The sequence below is a fragment of the Streptomyces lunaelactis genome (genome assembly GCF_003054555.1).
Classification (GTDB): Bacteria; Actinomycetota; Actinomycetes; order Streptomycetales; family Streptomycetaceae; genus Streptomyces; species Streptomyces lunaelactis.
In genome coordinates this window covers 7,370,218-7,389,345 of record NZ_CP026304.1, presented here as the reverse complement: position 1 = coordinate 7,389,345, position 19,128 = coordinate 7,370,218, and the positions used below count along the sequence as shown (strand labels likewise).

At 69.6% G+C, this 19,128-nt stretch carries 18 protein-coding genes; 13 read left to right on the top strand and 5 right to left on the bottom strand.

Annotated features, from left to right (window positions below):
* Positions 1-6 precede the first annotated feature (6 nt).
* From SLUN_RS33720 to SLUN_RS33710, 3 genes are all read left to right on the top strand, one after another.
* Complete coding sequence (locus tag SLUN_RS33720) at positions 7-291, top strand: ferredoxin (RefSeq protein WP_108153713.1); 285 nt, start codon at positions 7-9, stop codon at positions 289-291.
* Positions 288-2,417 carry an MMPL family transporter gene (locus SLUN_RS33715; protein ID WP_108153712.1) on the top strand — a complete coding sequence of 710 codons (2,130 nt, stop codon included), beginning with the start codon at positions 288-290 and terminating at the stop codon, positions 2,415-2,417. The genes SLUN_RS33720 and SLUN_RS33715 overlap by 4 nt, the downstream gene beginning before the upstream one ends.
* Positions 2,418-2,542: 125 nt before the next feature.
* Positions 2,543-3,754 (top strand): FAD-dependent monooxygenase, encoded by a 1,212-nt coding sequence (locus SLUN_RS33710; RefSeq protein WP_108153711.1) that lies wholly within the window; start codon positions 2,543-2,545, stop codon positions 3,752-3,754.
* Between the two features lie 106 nt (positions 3,755-3,860).
* Here the strand turns inward: SLUN_RS33710 and SLUN_RS33705 are convergent, their stop codons facing one another.
* Entirely contained in the window at positions 3,861-4,391 is a 531-nt protein-coding gene (locus tag SLUN_RS33705; RefSeq protein ID WP_108153710.1) for a VOC family protein, read from the bottom strand.
* A 135-nt stretch (positions 4,392-4,526) separates the two neighbouring features.
* Here SLUN_RS33705 and SLUN_RS33700 point away from each other — a divergent pair, with 135 nt between their 5' ends.
* From SLUN_RS33700 to SLUN_RS33675, 6 genes are all read left to right on the top strand, one after another.
* Complete coding sequence (locus tag SLUN_RS33700; RefSeq protein WP_108153709.1) at positions 4,527-4,754, top strand: hypothetical protein; 228 nt, start codon at positions 4,527-4,529, stop codon at positions 4,752-4,754.
* 56 nt (positions 4,755-4,810) lie between these two features.
* Positions 4,811-5,116 (top strand): hypothetical protein, encoded by a 306-nt coding sequence (locus SLUN_RS33695; RefSeq protein ID WP_159100387.1) that lies wholly within the window; start codon positions 4,811-4,813, stop codon positions 5,114-5,116.
* Positions 5,117-5,228: 112 nt separating this feature from the next.
* Complete coding sequence (locus tag SLUN_RS33690; RefSeq protein WP_108153707.1) at positions 5,229-6,632, top strand: NAD(P)/FAD-dependent oxidoreductase; 1,404 nt, start codon at positions 5,229-5,231, stop codon at positions 6,630-6,632.
* Entirely contained in the window at positions 6,629-8,179 is a 1,551-nt protein-coding gene (locus SLUN_RS33685) for a peptide MFS transporter (protein ID WP_108153706.1), read from the top strand. Before SLUN_RS33690 ends, SLUN_RS33685 begins: the two co-directional genes overlap by 4 nt.
* Positions 8,176-9,195 (top strand): methyltransferase, encoded by a 1,020-nt coding sequence (locus SLUN_RS33680; protein ID WP_108153705.1) that lies wholly within the window; start codon positions 8,176-8,178, stop codon positions 9,193-9,195. The genes SLUN_RS33685 and SLUN_RS33680 overlap by 4 nt, the downstream gene beginning before the upstream one ends.
* A 129-nt stretch (positions 9,196-9,324) precedes the next feature.
* Entirely contained in the window at positions 9,325-10,182 is an 858-nt protein-coding gene (locus SLUN_RS33675) for an LLM class flavin-dependent oxidoreductase (protein WP_108153704.1), read from the top strand.
* Between the two features lie 74 nt (positions 10,183-10,256).
* On the opposite strand, the gene SLUN_RS33670 is transcribed toward SLUN_RS33675, so the two are convergent.
* The gene (locus SLUN_RS33670; RefSeq protein WP_108153703.1) at positions 10,257-11,552 is read right to left on the bottom strand and encodes a cation:proton antiporter domain-containing protein; all 1,296 of its coding nucleotides are present in this window, start codon (positions 11,550-11,552) and stop codon (positions 10,257-10,259) included.
* A 93-nt stretch (positions 11,553-11,645) separates the two neighbouring features.
* Positions 11,646-12,167, bottom strand: a complete 522-nt coding sequence (locus tag SLUN_RS33665) for a hypothetical protein (protein ID WP_108153702.1) — start codon at positions 12,165-12,167, stop codon at positions 11,646-11,648.
* A gap of 113 nt (positions 12,168-12,280) precedes the next feature.
* Between SLUN_RS33665 and SLUN_RS33660 the strand changes: the two genes are divergently transcribed.
* Complete coding sequence (locus tag SLUN_RS33660; RefSeq protein ID WP_108153701.1) at positions 12,281-12,742, top strand: MarR family winged helix-turn-helix transcriptional regulator; 462 nt, start codon at positions 12,281-12,283, stop codon at positions 12,740-12,742.
* Positions 12,743-12,764: 22 nt separating this feature from the next.
* On the opposite strand, the gene SLUN_RS33655 is transcribed toward SLUN_RS33660, so the two are convergent.
* Positions 12,765-13,787 (bottom strand): methyltransferase, encoded by a 1,023-nt coding sequence (locus SLUN_RS33655; RefSeq protein WP_108153700.1) that lies wholly within the window; start codon positions 13,785-13,787, stop codon positions 12,765-12,767.
* Between the two features lie 17 nt (positions 13,788-13,804).
* Positions 13,805-15,427 carry an FAD-dependent monooxygenase gene (locus tag SLUN_RS33650; RefSeq protein WP_108153699.1) on the bottom strand — a complete coding sequence of 541 codons (1,623 nt, stop codon included), beginning with the start codon at positions 15,425-15,427 and terminating at the stop codon, positions 13,805-13,807.
* A 208-nt stretch (positions 15,428-15,635) separates the two neighbouring features.
* Between SLUN_RS33650 and SLUN_RS33645 the strand changes: the two genes are divergently transcribed.
* The 3 genes from SLUN_RS33645 to SLUN_RS33635 all read left to right on the top strand — a co-directional run bounded on the left by SLUN_RS33645 (position 15,636) and on the right by SLUN_RS33635 (position 19,074).
* Complete coding sequence (locus SLUN_RS33645) at positions 15,636-16,652, top strand: methyltransferase (protein WP_108153698.1); 1,017 nt, start codon at positions 15,636-15,638, stop codon at positions 16,650-16,652.
* 46 nt (positions 16,653-16,698) lie between these two features.
* Positions 16,699-18,297: an FAD-dependent monooxygenase gene (locus SLUN_RS33640; protein ID WP_108153697.1), complete on the top strand. Its 1,599-nt coding sequence runs from the start codon at positions 16,699-16,701 to the stop codon at positions 18,295-18,297.
* 90 nt (positions 18,298-18,387) lie between these two features.
* Positions 18,388-19,074 (top strand): SDR family NAD(P)-dependent oxidoreductase, encoded by a 687-nt coding sequence (locus SLUN_RS33635; RefSeq protein WP_108153696.1) that lies wholly within the window; start codon positions 18,388-18,390, stop codon positions 19,072-19,074.
* Positions 19,075-19,128: the final 54 nt, after the last annotated feature.

Sequence of the window (19,128 nt, the reverse complement as noted above, 5' to 3'; positions counted from 1 at the left end):
AGCCCGATGCGTGTGACGGCCAACTCCGAGACGTGCGCGGTGAGCAGTCTGTGCGTCTACCGCGTGCCCGGGGTGTTCGACCAGGACGAGGACGGGCTCGTACTCGTCCTGGACGAGTCGCCTGCCGAGAGCCTGTACGAGGAGATCCGCCGGGCCGCCCGCGGCTGCCCGACCAAGTCCATCCGTGTCGTGGAGGATTCGGAAGTCGGCGAAGCAGCCCAGGCGGCTCCGGCAGCTCCGGCAGCTCCGGCAGTGGAAACGGCTGATGCGGCCACGGGCGGTGCCGCATGAAGCGTCTGGCGACCGCCCCGGGCGGCAGGCGGGCCAAATGGTTCTTCCTGGCCGCCTGGCTGATCATCGCGATGGCTCTGGGTCCGCTGGCGGGCAAGGTCGCCGACGTCGAGGACAACGGCGCCAACGCCTATCTGCCGGGCAATGCGGAAGCCGCCCTGGTCAACGACCGGCTGGAGGAGTTCCGTACCGACGAGGTCATCCCCGCGGTCATCGTCTATGTGCGCGACAGCGGCATCACGACGGCGGACCGGGCGAAGGCGGAGGCGGACCGCAAGGAGCTCGCCCCGCTCGTCCCCGGCGGGGCGATCGAGGCGGCGGCGCCGTCCAAGGACGGCAAGGCGCTGCTGCTGACCGTGCCCGCCCCGTACAGCGACGAGTTCTCCGACACGGTGAACAAGGCGCGCGATGTCGCCGGTCAGGATGTGCCGGCCGATCTGGGGGTCAAGGTCGCCGGGCCCGCCGGCGCGCTCCAGGACACCATCAACGTCTTCGACGAGCTGGACGGAACGCTGCTGCTCGGCAGCGCGATCGTCGTCGCCCTGCTGCTCCTGCTGATCTACCGCAGCCCGGTGCTGTGGCTGGTGCCGCTGATCTCGGTGGGCTTCGCCGCCGTGCTGTCCCAGGTGGTCACGTACGCGGGCGGGAAGTTCGCCGGTCTGCCGGTGGACAGCCAGAGTTCGGGCCTGCTGACCGTGCTCGTCTTCGGAGTGGGCACGGACTACGCGCTGCTGCTCATCGCCCGCTACCGCGAGGAGCTGACGCGCGACGAGGACCGGCACAGCGCCATGCAGATCGCGCTGCGCCGTTCGGGCCCCGCGATCCTCGCATCGGCGGGGACGATCGTCATCGGGCTGCTCTGTCTGCTGCTGGCCGACCTGAACTCCTCGCGCAGTCTCGGCTGGGTGGGCGCGGCCGGTGTGCTGTGCGGCTTCCTCGCCATGGTCACCGTGCTGCCCGCCCTGCTGGTCATCCTGGGGCGCTGGGTGTTCTGGCCGTTCGTGCCGCGCTTCGGGCAGGCGCAGCCGGCCGGGCACAGTGGCTGGGCGCGCGTCGGCGCTGCCGTGGGGCGCCGCCCCCGGCTGTCCTGGCTGGCGGCCACGGTCGTCATGGGGGCGCTGGCACTGGGGGCGACGGGCATCAGCTTCGGGCTGACCCAGTCGGAGATGTACACCACGACCCCCGAATCGGTCGCCGGTCAGCGGCTGGTGGCCGCGCACTATCCGGGCGGCTCGTCGGCGCCCGCCGACGTCATCGCGAAGGCCTCGTCCGAGAAGCGGGTCGTGGAGGCCGTCGGCCGGCTCGAGGGTGTCGCCGAGGTCCAGCCGGCCGAGCTCTCGCGCGACCGCGGACTCGTCCATATCCCCGTGGTGTTCGAGGACGACCCCGACTCCCCCGCCGCGGAGCGCGCCATCGACCGGCTGCGGGACACGGTGCACGGGATCGAGGGCGCGGACGCCCTCGTGGGCGGGGCGACCGCTAGCGAGCTGGACACCCAGCGGGCCGTCTCGCGGGACAGCAAGCTGGTCATCCCCGTGGTGCTGGCCGTGGTACTTCTGGTGCTGATCGCCTTGCTGCGGGCGCTCGTTGCACCTCTGGTGCTGCTGGCGACCGTGGTGCTCTCGTACTTCGGAGCGCTGGGAGCGAGCAGCCTGCTCTTCGAGCATGCATTCGACTGGACCGGGGTAGATCACTCCCTGCCGCTGCTGGGTTTCGTCTTCCTGGTGGCGCTGGGCATCGACTACAACATCTTCCTGATGACCCGGGTCCGCGAGGAGGTAGGTCTGCTGGGCCATGTGCGTGGAGTGCAGTCCGGTCTCGCCAGTACCGGCGCGGTGATCACGAGCGCGGGTCTGGTGCTGGCCGCCACGTTCTCGATCCTGGTCTCGCTCCCCCTGGTGACCACGGCCGAACTCGGCGTACTGGTGGGCCTCGGCGTCCTCCTGGACACTTTCCTGGTGCGCACCGTCCTGGTACCGGCCCTCTCCCTGGACATCGGCAAGGCCATGTGGTGGCCCGGCTCGCTGCACCGCCGTCTGAGCGGCGGCGACCCGTCAGCACCCGCGGACTCTGCGGACTCCCCCGCCGATACGGCACGCCCCCAGGGGGAACACATCCCCCGCTGACCACTCACCGCAACGGCCGGCCCGCCCTACCACGGACGGGCCGGCTCCAGGCCCCTGGATCCGGCCCCTGCCGGAGCCAGGGGCCATACGACCGCACAGGAACCACACAGGAAGTGAGACTGAGCATGGGCAACGGAGCAGCAGCAGGGACGCGGAGGGCCGTGCTGATCGGCTGCGGCATCGCGGGCCCCGTACTGGCGATGTTCCTGCAGAGGATCGGCATCACCGCCGTGATCTACGAAGGGATCGATGCGCCCCGGGACGAGGTCGGGGCGTTCTTGAACCTGGCCCCCAACGGACTTGCCGTGCTGGACACGCTCGGCATCCGCGCGGAGGTCGAGAAGTACGGCACGCAGACCACCAGCACCGCGTTCCTCAACCACAAGGGCAAGCAGCTGGGTCTGAACCCGGCCGAGACTCTGCTGATCAGGCGCGGACTGCTCACCAAGGGCCTGCGCGAGGCGGCCGTCGCGCGAGGCGTCCAGGTCGAGTTCGGCAAGTTCTTCGAGAGTGTCGAGCACACCGGCGACGGGATCGTGGCCCGCTTCAAGGACGGTTCTACCGCCGAGGGCGACTTCCTGGTGGGCTGCGACGGCATCCACTCCAAGACCCGGTACACGGTGCTGCCCGACGCGCCCCACCCCCAGTACACCGGGGTGATCGGCACCGCCGGCTACACCCGCAGCGACCAGGCGGCGCCCGCGGACGGCGTGATGCGGATGACGTTCTGCCTGGAGGGCTTCTTCGGCTACCAGACCTTCCCGTCCGGCGAGATCTACTGGTTCGAGAACTACCACCAGGCCAAGGAGCCGGAGCGCGGCGAGCTGGACCGGACTCCGCACGAGGTGTGGAAGCCGAAGCTCCTCGCCAAGCACCGCCAGGACCACCACCCCATCTCGGCGATCATCGAATCCACCCAGAGCGGCATCCTCGGCTACCCGATCTACGACATGCTCTCCATCCCGACCTGGCACAAGGATCTGGTCTGCCTGGTCGGGGACGCGGCTCACGCCACCTCGCCGCATGTGGGCCAGGGCGCGTCGATGGCGATGGAGGACTCGATCGTCCTGACCAAGTGCCTGCGCGATCTGCCCGATCCGCAGCAGGCGTTCGCGGCTTTCCAGGCGCTCCGCAAGGAGCGGGTGGAGAAGATCATCAAGGAGGGCCGCAAGACAGGTAACCAGAAGGCCGCGTCCAACAACTTCCAGCGGACCGTACGGGACCTGGTGCTGCCCTTCTTCCTCAAGCTCGGCGTGAAGGCGACCCACCCCGTCTACGCGTACCGCGTCGACTGGGACGAGCCCACCCCGGCCCCGGCGGCAAGTTCCGCACGCTGAGGCACGCGCCCTCGGGCGCGTGCCTCAGTGCACCACTTTCGGGCTGGGCCGTGTCTGACAAATAGCGCCGGGCGGGATTTGTCAGACACGGCCCAGGGCCGGTCGGCTACTGCCTGTGCGTCGAGATCTGGACGAAGTTGCCCTCGGGGTCGGCCACATAGGCGGACCGCTCGCCCCAGGGCTGATCCTTGGGCGGCATGAGGACCCTCGCCCTGGCCTTCTGCGCGCGGGCGAAGAGAGCATCGACGTCCGGGGTCAGTACCACGACCTCGGACTGGTGCACCTTCGACCGGCCGATGCCCGCAATTCCCGTCGCCTGACGCACGGTGTCGTACGTGGTGAAGGTGATGTAGTAGTCGGGGCCGAGCAGGACCGTGCCGAACACCGCGGGACCTGTGTCCGGGAAGCGGTACAGCACGGTGAATCCGAGAGCGTCCCGGTAGAAGTTGAGCAGCGTGTCGACGTTCGTCGTGTAGAGCGTCGTCTGGCCGTACCGGACCTCCTCCGCCGCCGTGAGCGTCGGCCTGGGCCTGGTGGTCTCGGCCCCGGCGGTGGTGCCGGCCGCGACCAGGCTCACGGCGAGCAGCGCGCTCGCCGTCGCGCCGGCCGCCCACATCCGGGCGGTACGTGCAGCCATTGGGCTCTCCCTTGGTCGATGAAATCCGGCCATTACTGAGCCAGATCCCGGCAGGAACTCGCTCGAGCCGCACTCGACTCCGCTCCGTCACACTCCCCCCGGCTCCCGATGTCCGCACAGGAGGCGAGGCACGGTATGACGACCGTGGACCGGAACAGCACGACGGAACTCGCCGACAGCCATCCGCGGCGCTGGGCCGCGCTGTTCGTCATGCTCGGCGCGGCATTCATGGATCTGCTGGACGTCACGATCGTCAACATCGCCCTGCCGGCCGTCCGGGACGATCTGGGGGCGTCGTTCGCGTCCGCGCAGTGGGTCCTCTCCGGTGTCGCCGTCTTCACCGCCGCCCCCGGCGCGCACTGAGCCCGGACAGCGCCTGGTCGGCGCTCGGTCCCGCGCTCTTCGTCGCGGGGGTCGGGATGGGGGCTGTGTTCGGGCCGGCGTTCACCGTCGCCGGAGCCTCGGTCGAGGCGCGGGACGCGGGGGCGGCCTCCGGCACCCTCGGCGCCGCGCTCCAGATCGGCAACGCGGCCGGGGCGGCCCTGCTCGGTGTGCTGTTTTTCGCGCCGCTCAGGGACGCGGCCGGGCAGGCCCGCTCGGACATGTTCATCGAGGCGTTCCGCGGCTTCAGCTGGTTCACGATCGGCGGGCTCGCGCTGGTGGCTCCGGTGGCGCAGGCGATGCCGCGCCGGGTGGCGGGGTACGCCGCCGACGCGTCCGGCTGAGCCGGACCGGAGCGGGCGTCGAGTTCGGCTCCAGCACTCCTCCGGTGGCCCGGTGCACCGTGCAGCGGACGGTCAGTACCCGTTCGCGAGCTCCGGAGGATTGGAGAAATACATGCGTGGTTCCACCCAGATCCTCGTCATCGGGGGTGGGCCCGCGGGCTCCACCGCTGCCGGCCTGCTGGCCAAGGAGGGCTTCCAGGTCACGCTCTTGGAGCGCGACCAGTTCCCCCGCTACCACATCGGCGAATCGATCCTCCCGTCCTGCCGGCCGATCCTGGAACTCCTCGGCGTCTGGGACAAGGTGGAGGCGTACGGCTTCCAGCCCAAGGGCGGCGCCTACTTCTTCTGGGGTCCGGAGGAGTGGGAGGTCAAGTTCAACAGCCTCGGCGAGAACGGCGCCAACGCCTGGCAGGTCGTGCGCTCCGAGTTCGACGAGCTGCTGCTGCGGCACGCGGCCGAACTCGGCGTCGAGGTGGTCGAGAACATCACGGTCAAGGAACTCGAGTTCGACGGCGAACGCCCGGTGGCGGCCCTGTGGGCGGGCACCAAGGACGCCGCGCAGAGCGGCCGTATCGCCTTCGACTACGTCATCGACGCCTCGGGCCGCGGCGGGGTCTTCGCCGCCCGGCACCTCAAGAACCGTGAATACCACGAGATCTTCCGCAATGTCGCGGCCTGGTCGTACTGGAAGAACGTCAAGCCCCTGGACCGCGGGCCGGACGGCGCGATCGCCGTCCTGTCGTCGGCCGACGGCTGGTTCTGGAACATTCCGCTGCACAACGGCACCACCAGCATCGGCCTGGTCACCGGAAGGGACATCTTCAACGAGAAGAAGAACTCCCTCGGCGGTATCCAGCAGGTCTACGACAAGGCCATCTCCGAGTGCACACACCTGCTCCCCCTCCTGGAGGGCGCCGAGCAGGTCGCCGGCATGAAGGTCGAGCAGGACTACTCGTACACCGCGGAGAGCTTCGGCGGCCCCGGTTATCTGCTCAGCGGCGACGCCGCCTGCTTCCTGGACCCGCTGCTCTCCACCGGTGTGCACCTGGCCACCTACAGCGCGATGCTCGCCGCCGCCAGCGTCTCCAGCGTGCTGCGCGGCGAGGTGGAGGAGAAGGAGGCCTGGGACTTCTACAACACGGTCTACCGGCACGCGTACGAGCGGCTGCTGGTGCTCGTCTCCGTCTTCTACGAGAGCTACCGCGGCAAGGAGCACCACTTCTACAACGCCCAGAAGCTCACCAGCGCCCAGCGCGAGGGCCTCAGCATCCAGGACGCCTTCGACCGCATCGTGACCGGCATCGCCGACCTCGAGGACGCGCAGGACGTGTACTCGCGGGTGCACGCACACCTCAACGGCGCGGAGAGCGGCGACCCCAACCCGCTGGCCAACCTGAACAAGGTGCACGAGCAGAAGCAGGCGCCGATGAATCCGCAGAACGCGGTCGGCGGACTGTATCTCTCCTTCCGGCCCCGCCTGCACCTTGCGCGTACGGAGGGAGAGCGCACCACATGACCACCGCACGCGCTGATCAGGATCCCGGTGTCGGCGGTGCCGGCACCCGGTCCGTCAGAAGCTGGCCGCCGTGGTACCGCACGCTCTTCATGAGCGATGTGTGGGAGCGCTTCGGCTTCTTCGGCATGCAGGCCATCCTCGTCCTGTACGCGGTCGCCCCGCGCTCCGAAGGCGGACTGGGGCTGGCGAAGGCCGATTCCGCGGCGCTGTTCGGCGCGTGGATCGGGCTCGCCTTCATGCTCTGCCTCCCCGGGGGCTGGGTGGCCGACCGGCTGCTCGGCCCCCGGCGGACCCTGATCATCGGGGCGTGCGTCACCACGGTGGGCCACTTCGCGCTGGCCTCGCCGTGGCTGTGGACGACGCCCCTCGGGCTGATCCTCCTCGCGCTCGGCCTCGGCCTGTACAAGCCGAACCACCAGGCCATGCTCAACCTGATGTTCGGCAAGGACAGCGGCCGGCGCGAGGCCGGCATCTCGCTGATGTACGTCGGCATCCAGGTGAGCGCCCTGCTCTCGCCGCTGATCGCCGGATTCCTCGGCGAGCGTGTCGACTGGCACCTCGGCTTCGCCGTCTCCGGTACGGCCATGCTGCTCGGCACGATCCAACTCTGGATCAGCCAGCACCAGTTCAAGGAGGTCGGGAACGCTCCCGGGCGGCCGCTGAACCCCGAGGAGTCCCGGCGGGCGTTCCGGCTGATCGGTACGACCGCCGCCGTGGTGGTCCTGCTGGTCACGGGCGGCGTGGCGTCCGGCGGTCTGGGTCCGGGCGGCGCCATCGGTCTGGTCGGCACGGCCAGCATCATCGCCCCGGTGGCCGCCTACCTGGTGCTCTACCGCAGCCGTGAGCTGAGCCCGGGTGACCGCCGGCGGCTGCGCGCCTTTCTGTGGATCTTCCTCGGCTCGACGCTCTTCTGGTCGATGATCGCGCAGGACGGCTCCTCGCTCACCCTGTTCGCCAAGGAGTCGACGGACCGTCATGTCCTCGGCTTCGACGTGCCGGTGAGCTGGCTGCAGTCCGCGACCCCGCTGTTCATCCTGATCCTGGCCCCGGTGTTCGCCTGGGCGCTGCTGAAGTACGGCGGCAGGCGCAGCGGGGTGCCGGTGAAGTTCTCCGTCGGACTGACGCTGACCGGTGTCAGCTTCCTGATCATGGCGCTGGCCGCGGCCCTCGCCTCGGGCGGCGAGAAGGTCTCGCCGGTGTGGCTGCTCGTCGTGTATCTCATGCACGCCTGCGGTGAGCTGATCGTCGCCGCGGTGGGTATAGCGGCGGTCGCCGATGTACTGCCCCGGAAGTTCATCGCCCACATGCTCGGACTGCTGTGGCTCTTCGCCGCGCTCGGCGGCGGCGCCGGCAGCGGCATGGTCCGGCTCATCGACGTCATCCCCGAGTCCGTCTACTACCTGATGCTCGCGGTGTTCGCGCTGGCGATGGGCGGCGCCATGGCGCTGAACCGGCACGCCATCGTGCGCGGCCTGTCCGGCGACGACGAGCGCGTACCGGGCGACGACACGGACGACACGACCGTCAAGGAGGACAGCCCGGCATGACCACCATCAATCCGTTGACGGACCCCAAGGACCCCTTCGGCATCAGCCAGTTGGGCCTGGGGTTCGCCTCGGCGAAGCTGCTGCTGACCGCCCTGGAACTGGGGGTGTTCAGCACGCTCGCCGAAACCGCCGACAGTGAGGCCGCGGTGGAGGAGCTGCGGGCGGCCCTCGGCCTGCACCCGCGGGCCGCCACCGACTTCTTCGACGCCCTGGTCGCGCTCGGACTGCTGGAGCGCAGCTCCGGCCGCTACCGCAACAGCGAGGCCGCGCAGCGGTATCTCGTACGCGGGGAGAGCTATGCGGGCGGCTTCCTCGAAGGCGCCAACTTCGTGCTGTATCCCGCCTGGGGGCGCCTGACGCAGGCGCTGCGCACGGGCGCCCCGCAGGCCGAGGGCGACTTCGAGGCGATGCTCAGCGATCCGGCCGCGCAGCGGGTGTTCCTGGCCATGCAGGACTCGCTGAGCGCTCCCCTGGTGCCGTATCTGCTCGGAGCCGTGGAGTGGAGCGGCTGGAGCACGGTGACCGATGTCGGCGGCGCCCGGGGCAATCTCGCCGGGCTGCTGCTGCGCGCCCAGCCGCAGCTGACCGGCCGGGTCTTCGACCGGCCGCAGAACGAGACACCGTGCGCCGAGCATGCGCGCACGCTCGGCGTCGGTGACCGACTGGCCTTCACCGGCGGGGACTTCTTCGCCGACGAACTGCCCGAGGCCGATGTCGTGGTGATCGGCCATGTGCTGGCGGACTTCTCGCTGGAGGAGCGCAAGGTCCTGATCGACAAGGCGTTCACGGCGGTACGGCCGGGGGGCGCGCTGCTCGTCTACGACCCCATGCCCGGCGACAAGCCCGATCTGCCCTCTCTGGTCGCGAGCCTGCACATGCTGGTGATGACCCCGGCCGGGGCGGGCTACCACCCGGGCGACTGCGGCCAGTGGATGCTGCAGGCGGGGTTCACCGGCGTCGCCGAGCACGAACTGCCGCTCGGCAACACGCTGGTGACCGGCCGCAAGCCGCGCTGACCGACTGCCGAACCGGGGGCTGCGCCCCCGGACCCCGTACGGCCTTCGGCCGTGTCCTCAATCGCCGGACGGGCTTGAGTTGCCGGCGGTTGAGACACGGCCCAACAGACCGACGATCAAGGAGACCCCGTGGAGATCGGAGTGGGCCTGCCCACGACAGTGCCGGACATCGACGGGCGCCGCCTCGTCGACTGGGCGCGGCTGGCGGAGAACCACGGGTTCTCCAGCCTCGGCACCCTCGACCGTCTGGTGTACGACAGTTATGAGCCGCTGACCTCGCTCGCCGCCGCGGCCGCGGTGACCGAGCGGATCCGGCTGACGACGTCCATCCTGCTCGCCGCCTACCGCCCCGGCACCCCGCTGCTGGCCAAGCAGCTCGCCACGATCCATGAGATCTCGGGCGGCCGGCTGACGGTCGGGGTGGCGGCCGGCGGCCGCGACGACGACTTCCGCGCCACCGGCGCCCCCTACGGCGACCGTGGGAAGCGTCTCGACGGCATCCTCACGGAGCTGCGGGAGGTGTGGGGCGGCAAGGGTCCGGTGCCCGGTATCGGGCCGTTCCCCAAGGGTGCGGGGCCGGAGATCATCGTGGGCGGCCACACTCCCGCGGCGATGGCGCGCGCGGCCAGGTTCGCCGACGGCTGGATCGCCGGCGGCAGCTCAGCGACCGCCTACGCCGAGCTTGCCCGTCAGGCCCGTGCGGCGTGGCAGGACCGGGGCCGTACCGGCGCACCGCGGCTGGTGGCGCTGGTGTACGCGTGCCTCGGCCCGGGCGCCACGGAGGTCGCCCAGTCGTATCTGCGGGCGTACTACTCCTTCATCGGCCCGAAGGCGGAGATGGCGGCCAAGGCGGTCATCACCGACGCGGCACGGCTGCGCGAGACGGCCGCCGCGTACGAGGCGGCGGGCTGCGACGAGTTGCTGGTCTTCCCCTGCACCTCCGATGCGGGGCAACTGGAGCTGCTCGCAGGGGCGACGCTGGGCTGAGAGGCCGAACGCCGCACACAGAAGGGTCCGCCGGCCAGGCCGGCGGACCCTTCTGCTGTCGTGCCGTCAGCCTCTCAGCCCGTCGGCCGGCCGGCCGACGCGACGGGCCGCTCCTTCCCCGCCTCGTCCTCCACCGCGGCCTCGTCGTAGTTCCCGATGGCCTCGGAGCCGCCCGCGCGCCGCTTGAACAGATACAGCAGCGGTCCGGCCATCGCGGTCGTCACCAGCGCCATGACCACCATGAGGGCGTACAACCCGGCGTCGAGGACGCCCAGTTGAAGTCCGATGGTGAGAATGACGATCTCGGTGAGCCCTCGGGTGTTCATCAGTGTCGCGAGGACTCCGCTCTGCAGCGCGGGCACGCCGTTGACCCGGGCACCGACGAAGGCACCGATGAACTTGCCCGAGATGGCGACGAGCAGGATGAGCCCGAGTTCGCCGAGGCCCTTCAGACCGGTCTGCGACAGATCGACCTTCAGGCCGGCGACGACGAAGAACGCCGGGAGCAGCAGCAGCCGGCTGAGGTGTTCGAAGCGGTCGACGACCTGCATCCGGACCAGTTCGGAGGTGCTGCGGGGCATGATGACGCCGAACAGGAACGCGCCGAAGACGAAGTGCACCCCGAGCCACTCGGTGGCCCAGCAGGACAGCATCAGGCCGCCGAGTACGACGATGAGCCGGTCCGCGGTGATCCGCCCGCTGCCCCCTCGGTCGTCGAACAGCCGCCGCAGCCCCGGCTTGACCACGAAGAACATCAGGGCCAGATAGACCGGTGCGAGCAGCATCGCCCACTGATCGCCACCGCCCGAGACCGTGACCACGACGGCCAGCAGCGACCAGGCCACGATGTCGTCGAAGGCCGCGCTGGCGAGCGCGATCCCGCCGATCCTGGTCCGGCCGAGGCCGCTGTCGGCCAGGATTCTGGCCAGTACCGGGAAGGCGGTGACGGACATGGCCGCGCCGATGAAGAGCACGAACCCGGTCCGGTTGGTGGTGTGGTGACTGTTGCTCAGATGGAGCGCGAGCAGCACGCCGAGAGAGAAGGGGAGCACGACCGAGCAGAGCGAGACGCTCGCCGCGACCTTCTCCTTGCCGCGCAGCAGGGCCAGGTCCAGTTCGTATCCGATGACGAACATGAAGAGGACCAGGCCGAGGTTGGCCAGCGCGGTGAGCAGTGGGCGGATGTCGGCGGGGAAGAGGAACTCCGCGACGGCGCCGCCGAACAGCGAGGGTCCGACCAGGATGCCGGCGAGAATCTCGCCGACCACGGGCGGCTGCCCCACATAACGCGCACCGGCGCCGAGGACCCGGCTGAGCACAAGTATCGCCGCGAGTCCGATGAACAGAGCCTGTATCTGATGAGGTGTCATACGCACGCCCCCTGAGCCTGCGGAGAGCCGCCGGAGGGGCCGGCAGCAGCTCTCTCGAAGCTAAGGGGGCGCGCTCAAGGCCCTGTTGAAGGATCAGTGGGCATTCCTCGGGGTTCCCTCGTGAACACTCTCGGGGGCGTGGACGGTGGGCAGCGTGCCGTCACGGTGTGCCGTACGGCAGTCGTCGACGAACTCGCGGGAGAACATGGCGGTGAGGGTCGCCACGCCGCCGCGGACGATGCGGACCTCGCCGCGCTTGAGTACGCCGGTCAGCTTGAGCCGGCGGCCGCCGGACGCGCTGTGCCGCTGCGCGTCCTTGACCTCGGAGCGGCCGGCGAACTCCAGCTCCGACTCGTCGACGACGGTGCCGTCGGGCACCAGGATCTTGAGGATGGAGCGCTCGCCGACGATCCGGACCTCGAGGTCACCCTCGGGGATCGATGCGGACCGCAGATCCACCTGGACCGAGCTGCGGCGGGCGGTCACCTCGACGGTGCGGGCGGCGGTCCAGTGGCCCAGTCGCTTCACATTGGTGTAGTACGCCTCGATGCGTGCGACTTCCTCCGTCCCGGCAGTGCCGGACTTGACCGTGGAAACGGTGTGCTGGGTGTTCATCGCAGTGTTCCTCCTGGAACCCGGGCAACGACCCGATCTTGACTTCCCTTGGAGCTCGACTATCTTGATAGTCAAGCTATCGATGTATTTATCTTGAAGGTCGAGTTACTTGGATGTCAAGCGATAAGAGAGAAAATCTTCAGCGGGAGCTCGGCGCGGAGATCCGCGCGCTCCAGACGGCCGTCGACTCCTTCGACGCCGCGGCCGCAGAGAGCATGGGGATCAACCGCACCGATCTGCACTGCCTCGACGTCCTCATGCAGCGCGAAAGCGCCGCACCCAGCGAACTGGGTGCGGCGCTAGGACTCACCACGGGCAGTGTCACGGCCCTGCTGGACCGCCTGGACCGGCTCGGCTATGTGACCCGCTCCCCCGACCCCAAGGACCGGCGCAAGTCGGTGGTGCGGCCGACACCGGAAGCCGTACGCGCCGTGGACGAGCTCTTCGGCCCGCTGGCGCACGACGGCTTCCGGCAGGTCGCCGGCTACACCACCGAGCAGCTCTCGCTGCTGCTGGACTTCATGCGCAGCAGCCGTGAACTGCAGGAGCGGCATCTGCGACGGATCCGGCCGTGAGACGGCGCCCCACGGCCCCCTGTCAGTCCTTGTGGGCGACCACCAGGGTGACGTCGTGCCCGAGTGAGGTGTGGGTGACCTCGGCGTAGCCCGCCTCCCGCATCCACTCGGCACACTGCTCGAACCGGTAGCCCTTGCCGTGCGGCGTCATCAGCTGCAGGTTCAGGCTGCGGATCAGATTGCGCAGATAGCTCTCGTCGTCATCGACGATCACCGGGTCCCAGACCAGGAACGCCCCACCGGGACGTACCGCGTCGAAGGTGTTCTTCACCAGCTGCTTGCGCTGCTCGTCGTTCCAGTCGACCAGCGCATGCCCGATCATGAGCACATCGGCCTGCGGCAGCGGATCGGCGAAGAAGTCACCGCCGTGGTAGCGGACCTTGCCGGCCATTTCGATCGCCGACATATGGGCGCTGAAGTCCCCTTCCAGCTGCGGCAGATCGAAGACACACGCGTCCAGATGCGGATGCGCCTTCGCCAGACCCGCCAGTACGTTGCCCCGGCAGCCGCCGAGTTCGAGAACCGAGGAGTACTTCGCCCAGCCGAACGACTCGGTGAGCGCCGGGATGAGCGGGCGGCTGGCGTCCTCCGCCATGCCGACGAGCCCGTCCTTCTTCTCATCGCTCTCGTAGAGCTCGCCGAACATGTCCTCGCCGGTGTACGTGGCCGCCTGCGGGGCGCCGGTGCGCAGCGCCTCGCCCAGCTTGTCCCACGCCGGATACATCACCTGGCCGGCGATCCGCAGGAAGCCGCCGAGATACCCCTCGTCACCGGGTACCAGGAACTGCTGCGCCGCCCGCGAGTTGCGGAACTCCCCGCTCGACGAACGCTCCAGGAAGCCGAGTTCGACCAGCGCGGCCAGGAAATGGTCGGTGCCCCGCGTGTGCAGGCCGAGCCGCTCCCTGATCTCGTCCTCGGTGGCCGGCTTCTTCGCCAGCTCCGTGAACAGCCCGATCTCGATGCCCGTCAGAACAAGACGCGCGGGCTGGAAGGCCATCGCCTGCGCCAGCACGGCGCCGGGATGCACAGCCTCGTGTGCGGTCATCTGCGCCCCTCCCCCTCTCACGGAGCCGGTACGGCTGAGGACTCGACGCCCGAGGCCCGGGCGAGCACATCCGCCAGCACACTCTGCGGATCGTCGTCTCCCCCGGCACTCCGCCAGGCCACGAAGGCGTCCGGCCGCACCAGCACCGCGCCGCCACGGCCCACGCCGTAGACCTCCGCCCAGTCACGGTCGGTCGAGCCGAGCTCCTCGTCCGGGCCGATCGTGTGCGTACGCAGCGGAATGCCGAGCTTCTCCGCGATCGGCGCCGCGGCCTCGGCCCAGGCACCGCCTTCGGGTCCGGTCAGCAGCACGAACGAGTCCCAGAACAGGTCGATCGTGGAAATCGTCTCCTCGCCCCGCTTGAGCCAGACGTGCGGGGCACGGGTGCCCGCCTCGCCGGTCAGCTCCAGGTCCGGGGTGAGCACCTTCGTACCCTGGGCGCCGACGATGGACGTGGAGCGGTACCGGTAGCCGAGCGTGATGATCACGTCGTCCACGAAGTCGGCCCGGTCCTGCTCGGTGGAGTAGCCGTGCCGGATGCGGTTGCGCACCAGCGCCTGCTCCGACATGGCGGTGCCCAGCGGACGGCGCTCGGCGTCATAGGTGTCGAGCAGCGCCTCGGTGCCCCAGCCGTGCTGGACGGCGGCGAGCTTCCACGACAGGTTGTGCGCATCGTGGATACCGGTGTTGGCGCCGAACCCGCCCGCCGGCGGGTGCACATGGGCGGCATCGCCGGCGAGGAAGACCCGGCCGGCCCGGAAGGTCTCCGAGACGAGCTGGGCGCCCTGCCACGGCACCTTGTCCATGATCTCGACGTCGATGTCCTTGCCGGAGGCCCGGCGGACGATGTCGATGCACCGCTCGTCGGTGTAGTCCTCGGGCTTCTCGCCCTTCTCCGGGAAGTAGATGGGCGCGGCGAGCCACGGGTCGCAGCCGTGCAGCCGGGACAGACCCATCAGGGTGCCGCCCGCCGAGGCGTAGCACAGGATGAACTTGGTGTCCTTGAGCAGCGTCTCCAGCTCCGGCGCCCGGAAGTAGATGCTCAGGGCGTTGAACACCGTGCCGCGGCCGACCCGCTTGACTCCGAGCGCCTCACGGATGCGGCTGCCCGCTCCGTCGGCGCCCACGAGGTAGTCGGCGCGGATGGTGAACTGCTTTCCGGTTCCGCGGTCTTCGGCGATCGCGGTGACGCCGTCGGCGTCCTGCTCGAACGAGATCAGCTTCGTGTTGAAGCGGACGTCGGCGCCGTACTCCTTGGCCTTGGCCACCAGTACCTTCTCGTACCGGTCCTGGCCACAGCCCATCACACGCTCGGGGCTCACCGTCTCGCCGTCCAGGGACGGCGATTCGAGCAGCTCCGCGTTGTCGATGTCGGAGAACGTCTCGACCTTGATGATCCCGCCCTCGAAGTAGGCGTGGGAGTCACCCATTTCGAGCGCGCGAATGTCCTTACCGAGTCCCGCCGCGCGGAACAGCTCCATGGTCCGGGCCTGCAGGCCCGGAGCGCGGGGGAGCATGGAAGTGCTGTCCCTCTTCTCCAGGAGCATCGTGCGTACTCCACGTCGGCCGCTGAACAGTGCAGTGGACAGGCCGACGGGACCACCACCGACGATCAGCACCGGGATCTTCACGTCATACATGCATATCCCCTCTGGGCAAGCTGGGCTTCCGCCGGGATCCCTCCGCGGCACCCCTGATAAGTAGCCACGCCGACTTGAGACGCAGTGGAGATGCGCCGGTGGCCGGGCGCCCCCAGCGCCTCTTGAGGTGACCTCAACCCGCGCCGGGGATTCTCCGCCCCAGCGGCCTGGCGCCAGGCCATGCGCCGTGTTGGAAGGAGTCCTGCGCATGACGCAAACCAGCCCGGATGTCAGCACGTCGGCCGGAATCATCCGGCTGAGCAACGCGTTCTGCGACGCCAAGGCGCTGCTGACCGCAGTCGAACTGGATCTGTTCACCACGCTGCACACGAAGGGGGCCTCCACCGAGGAGGACATCCGCAAGGAGCTCGGACTGCACGGCAGGGGCCTGAGCGACTGGCTGAACCTGCTGACGGCCCTGGGCCTGCTGGAGCGTGCGGACGGCGGGTACCGCAACGCCAAGGGCGCGGACACGTACCTGGTGCGCGGCGAGCGCACCTGGGTGGGCGGCTTCCTGGAGCGCTCCAACCGCAACCTGTACCCGGCCTGGGGCCGGCTCGGCGAGGCGCTGCGCACCGGCGAGCAGCAGTCCGGCAGCCACTTCGACGTGGTCGTCCAGAACCCCCACATCCTCAAGCAGTTCGTGGGAATGATGGACGCCCTCACTCACGTCGTCGGCCCCGAACTGGTCGGCGCATTCGACTGGTCCGGCTCCAAGTCGGTGCTCGACGTGGGCGGCGCGCGCGGCAACCTGTGCTCGATCATCGTGAAGAACCAGCCGCATCTTCAGGGCCATGTCTTCGACCTGCCCCCGATGGAGCCGCTGTTCGACGAGCACGTCGAGAGCTACGGCCTGACCGGCAAGGTCCACTTCCACGGCGGAAGCTTCTTCACCGAGCCGCTGCCCGTGAAGGCGGACGTGGTGACCATGGGCCATGTGCTGCACGACTGGGACGAGAAGCAGCGCGGTGAGCTGGTGGCCAAGGCGTTCCAGGCGGTGAACCCCGGCGGTGCGCTGATCGTCTACGACCGGATGCTCGACGACGAGCCCGAGCACGTCGAAAACCTCGTCATCAGCCTGGACATGCTGCTCGTCACCGACGGCGGTTCCGAGTACCCGACCTCCGAACTCCTCGAGCACGCCAAGAACGCCGGCTTCGCCTCGACGGAGGTCGCCCCGCTCAGCGACTACGACACGGTCGTCATCTGCCGCAAGGCCGCGTGAGCGCGCTGCCGTCCGGCCGTCACGTCCCGAGGAAAGGAATCCGTCCATGAGCAAGAGCCCTGAGGAGGTCCCGGTCCTCGTCGTAGGAGGTGCGGTGACCGGGTTGTCGACCGCTGTCTTCCTCGCCTGGCACGGGATACGTTCGCTGGTGGTCGAGCGGCACCCGGACACCCTCAGCCACCCGCGCTCGCGTGGCGTCAATCCGCGTACGGTCGAGCTGTACCGGCAGGTCGGGCTCGAGGACCGGCTGTGGTCCGAGGCCAGCCTCGCCACGGACTTCAGCAAGCTGCTGATGATCCGTGCCGAGACCCTGGCGGGAGCGGAGATCTTCAGCGGGCCGACGGACCAGCCCGACCCGAGCGGTTCGGTCAGCCCGTGCGAGTGGGCGCCGATCGACCAGGACCGGTTGGAGCACCTGCTGCGCGAGCGCGCCGGCGAACTCGGCGCGGAGCTGGCGTTCTCCACCGAGCTGAGCTCCTTCGAGCAGGACGAGGACGGCGTCACCGCCGTACTGAAGGACACCGGCACCGGGGCCGAGCGCACAGTGCGCGCCAAGTACCTGGTGGCGGCCGACGGCAGCCGCAGCCCCATCCGCTCCACGCTGGGCATCGAGACCGACGGGCCGGGCGAGTTCGCGACCACGGTGTCGGTGCTCTTCGAGGCGGATCTGAGCAAGGCCGCCAGGGGCCGTCCGGTCGGGGTCTGCTACCTCGACAAGCCGGCGCCCTCGACGATCCTGTTCGCGCACGACGGCAAGAAGCGGTGGATCTTCGCGACCGGGATGCCCGAGGGGGACACCCTCGACGACATCACGGAGGAGAAGGCCGTCGAACTGGTGCGGGCCGCGATCGGGGAACCCGGTCTCGACGTCGGCATCATCGCGCAGCTGCCGGCCGGCGGTGCGAAGTGGCTCAGCTTCGTCATCGGCGCGCAGGTGGCCCGCGACTACCGCAAGGGCCGGGTCTTCCTGGTCGGTGACGCGGCCCATCTGGTCCCGCCCACCGGCGGGTTCGGGGCCAGCCTCGGCATCCAGGACGCCAACAACCTTGCCTGGAAGCTGGCCGCCGTGCTCGACGGCGAGGCCGGGCCCGAGCTGCTCGACACCTACCAGGCGGAGCGGCACCCGGTCGCCTGGATGACGCTCCAGCAGGCCCTGGGAATGATGCAGGAGCGTACGGGCGACGAGGGGGAGGCCCAGGACGCGGCGGACGCCTACGGCACCACGGTGTTCGGCTACCGCTACAGCCCCGGCCCGCCCGTGCCGCCGCAGCAGCTCAGCGGGGAGCCGGGTACCCGGGCTCCGCATCTGGAGCTGGAGCGCGACGGCAAGAGCATCTCCGTGCTCGATCTGTACGGCCGGACTCCGGTGGTCATCACCGCCGAGGGCGGCCAGGCGTGGGTGGATGCGGCGAAGGCCGTCGCCGACGATCTCGGCATCGCACTCGCCGGCCATCGCATCGGCGGTCCCGGCGCGGACGTCACCGCACCGGGGAACGGTGTGGCCAAGACGTACGGCATCGAGGCCGGCGGCGCTGTTCTGGTCCGTCCGGACGGTTTCGTCGCCTGGCGCTCGCCGGGCTCCGTGGCCGACCCCAAGGGCGAACTGGCCGCAGCTGTAAGCCAGTTGCTCTCCCGTACCACCTGATCGAGAAGCTGGTACGCATGAGGGCCCGGCACCCCTGTCCGGGGTGCCGGGCCCTTCGTTCGCCGTCCCGACTCCGGAGAGGCACCCGTCATGGCTACTGTTCCCCGCACCGTGCTGGTGACCGGCGGCAATCGAGGACTGGGGCTGGCGGTCGCGGCCCTGATGCACGCCCGGGGCCATCGCGTCGTCGTCGCCGCGCGTGAGGAGGAGGCGGCCCGCAAGGCCGCCGCCGCGCTGGGCGAGGGCGCTTCGGGCGTCGCCCTGGACATCACCGACCCCGGCTCAGTGGCGCGCGCCGCGGCCGGCACGGGAGCCGTCGACATCCTGGTCAACAACGCGGGCGTACAGCTGGACTGGGGCAATGCGCCCTCCGCGATCCCGCTCGATCTGGTGGAGCGGACCCTGGAGGTGAATCTGCTGGGGTCCTGGCGGGTCGCCCAGGCCTTTGTGCCCGCGATGGTACGGCGCGGCTGGGGCCGGGTCGTCAATGTCTCCAGCGGCACCGGCACGTTCACCATCGGCATCGCCCCGCAGTGCCCCGCGTACTCGGTCTCCAAGGCGTCACTGAACGCCCTCACCGTCATGCTGGCCAAGGAGACGGAGGGCTCGGGGGTCCTGGTCAACGCGGTCAACCCCGGGCTCGTACGCACCCGTATGCGGCCGGAGGCCGAACAGTCCCCCGAGGCCGCGGCCGAGGCCGTCGTCCGTGCGGCGAACCTCCCCGACGACGGGCCCTCGGGGGTTCTCTTCCGCCGGGACACCGTCGTCGGCTGGTGAGCCACGACGGCTCGTGAGACCGACGCACAAACCGCAGGCCCTGACGACACGCTG

Bases quoted from the DNA above. Each gene is read 5' to 3' on its own strand.
- SLUN_RS33720 (WP_108153713.1), top strand. From the start codon at position 7: ATGCGTGTGACGGCCAACTCCGAGACGTGCGCGGTGAGCAGTCTGTGC.
- SLUN_RS33715 (WP_108153712.1), top strand. From the start codon at position 288: ATGAAGCGTCTGGCGACCGCCCCGGGCGGCAGGCGGGCCAAATGGTTC.
- SLUN_RS33710 (WP_108153711.1), top strand. From the start codon at position 2,543: ATGGGCAACGGAGCAGCAGCAGGGACGCGGAGGGCCGTGCTGATCGGC.
- SLUN_RS33705 (WP_108153710.1), bottom strand. From the start codon at position 4,391: ATGGCTGCACGTACCGCCCGGATGTGGGCGGCCGGCGCGACGGCGAGC.
- SLUN_RS33700 (WP_108153709.1), top strand. From the start codon at position 4,527: ATGACGACCGTGGACCGGAACAGCACGACGGAACTCGCCGACAGCCAT.
- SLUN_RS33695 (WP_159100387.1), top strand. From the start codon at position 4,811: ATGGGGGCTGTGTTCGGGCCGGCGTTCACCGTCGCCGGAGCCTCGGTC.
- SLUN_RS33690 (WP_108153707.1), top strand. From the start codon at position 5,229: ATGCGTGGTTCCACCCAGATCCTCGTCATCGGGGGTGGGCCCGCGGGC.
- SLUN_RS33685 (WP_108153706.1), top strand. From the start codon at position 6,629: ATGACCACCGCACGCGCTGATCAGGATCCCGGTGTCGGCGGTGCCGGC.
- SLUN_RS33680 (WP_108153705.1), top strand. From the start codon at position 8,176: ATGACCACCATCAATCCGTTGACGGACCCCAAGGACCCCTTCGGCATC.
- SLUN_RS33670 (WP_108153703.1), bottom strand. From the start codon at position 11,552: ATGACACCTCATCAGATACAGGCTCTGTTCATCGGACTCGCGGCGATA.
- SLUN_RS33665 (WP_108153702.1), bottom strand. From the start codon at position 12,167: ATGAACACCCAGCACACCGTTTCCACGGTCAAGTCCGGCACTGCCGGG.
- SLUN_RS33660 (WP_108153701.1), top strand. From the start codon at position 12,281: ATGTCAAGCGATAAGAGAGAAAATCTTCAGCGGGAGCTCGGCGCGGAG.
- SLUN_RS33655 (WP_108153700.1), bottom strand. From the start codon at position 13,787: ATGACCGCACACGAGGCTGTGCATCCCGGCGCCGTGCTGGCGCAGGCG.
- SLUN_RS33650 (WP_108153699.1), bottom strand. From the start codon at position 15,427: ATGTATGACGTGAAGATCCCGGTGCTGATCGTCGGTGGTGGTCCCGTC.
- SLUN_RS33645 (WP_108153698.1), top strand. From the start codon at position 15,636: ATGACGCAAACCAGCCCGGATGTCAGCACGTCGGCCGGAATCATCCGG.
- SLUN_RS33640 (WP_108153697.1), top strand. From the start codon at position 16,699: ATGAGCAAGAGCCCTGAGGAGGTCCCGGTCCTCGTCGTAGGAGGTGCG.
- SLUN_RS33635 (WP_108153696.1), top strand. From the start codon at position 18,388: ATGGCTACTGTTCCCCGCACCGTGCTGGTGACCGGCGGCAATCGAGGA.